The sequence below is a fragment of the Sphingobium sp. CCH11-B1 genome (genome assembly GCF_001556865.1).
Lineage (GTDB): Bacteria > Pseudomonadota > Alphaproteobacteria > Sphingomonadales > Sphingomonadaceae > Sphingobium.
The window spans coordinates 1-1526 of the sequence record NZ_LSJY01000121.1; the positions used below are offsets into that span (position 1 = coordinate 1).

General features: G+C 60.3%; 1 protein-coding gene. It reads right to left on the reverse strand.

Annotated elements, in window-relative coordinates; genetic code table 11:
• Positions 1-74: 74 nt before the first annotated feature.
• Positions 75-1441, reverse strand: a protein-coding gene (locus AX724_RS12610; RefSeq protein WP_120222458.1) for an IS3 family transposase whose coding sequence is annotated in 2 segments (ribosomal slippage) — positions 75-1090 and positions 1090-1441 — 1368 coding nt in all. Because the reading frame shifts where the segments join, the coding sequence is not laid out codon by codon here.
• Between the last annotated feature and the right edge of the window lie 85 nt (positions 1442-1526).

Below are 1526 nucleotides of genomic sequence, written 5' to 3' on the forward strand. Positions count from 1 at the left end.
TGTCCGTCGTCAGAACATTTGGCACAGGTCGCGGCGTAAATTAGCGGAGTGCGGGCCTCGTCTGTTGTTGGGTTTTAGGCGGCGAGCTTACGGTGTTGCAAGCGCCGATGTTCAATGGTCTGTCGCTTGATCCTTTCGCGTTGTTTGATGATGGCTGGTGCCCTGCCGAAGTAGGCGTCTGCGGGCGTCACGTTGTTTAGGCTCTCGTGGTATCGGCGGTGGTTGTAGTGCTCGACGAAGGTCTCGATCTGGGCCTCAAGGTCGCCGGGCAGGAAGTAGTTCTCGAGCAGGATGCGGTTTTTAAGGGTCTGGTGCCAGCGCTCGATCTTGCCCTGGGTCTGGGGGTGCATCGGGGCGCCGCGCACGTGGCTCATCTTGTTGGCCTCGATGTATTCAGCCAGTTCGCCCGCGATGTAGCTGGGACCATTGTCGCTGAGCAGCCGGGGCTTGTGCAACACCGTGGCGCTGTCGCATCCGGATGCGACCAACGCTACATCCAGCGTGTCGGTCACATCCTCGGCCCGCATGTTGGTGCACAACTTCCAGGCGATGATGTAGCGCGAGAAGTCGTCGAGCACGGTGGAGAGATACATCCAGCCCCACCCGATGATCTTGAAGTAGGTAAAATCGGTCTGCCACATCTCGTTCGGCCGGGTCGTCTTGGTATGGAACGCATCAGCCGCTTTCACCACGACGTATGCCGGGCTGGTGATCAGATCGTGGGCCTTGAGCAGGCGGTAAACCGTAGCTTCGGACACAAAGTATTGGCGCTCATCGGTAAATCGCACCGCCAGTTCGCGCGGTGACAGCTCGGACTGCTCCAGCGCCATTTCGACGATCTGGTCCTGCACCTCGGGCGCGATCCGGTTCCACACCCGGCCTGGAGCCGATGGCCGATCCGCCAACGCCTCCGGGCCGCCTGCGAGGTAGCGGTCATACCAGCGGTAGAACGTCCGCCGGGCGATGCCGAGTTGGTCCAGCGTTCGCTTGGCAGGCAGGTGGGACTGCTCGACGATCCTGATGATCTCGAGCTTCTCGGATGCGGGATACCTCATTCTTCGTCGCCCCCATCCGCGATCATGCTTTTTTTGAGCAAACGGTTTTCCAGCGTCAGGTCGGCCACGCATTCCTTCAGGGCGCGGGCTTCGCGGCGCAGATCCTGCACCTCGCCAGTGGTCGCGGCACGGGCGGTATCACCGGCCAACCGGCGCTTACCTGCTTCCATAAACTCCTTCGACCAAGTGTAATACAGGCTCTGGGCGATGCCTTCCTTGCGGCACAGCTCTGCGATGCTGTCCTCACCACGCAGGCCGTCCAGCACGATGCGGATCTTTTCTTCGGCAGAGAAATGGCGCCGGGTTGCTCGGCGGATATCCTTGACCACCCGCTCAGCTGGGGCCTTCTTGGGAGGGGATTTTTTCACGGAGGGTTGGGTCTTCATCTTCGTTCCTTCGTCACTACGACGAAGCCCCAACCCTCCTTAAATCACAACCTCAAATCTGTGCCATTGGTGCTGACGGGGGACA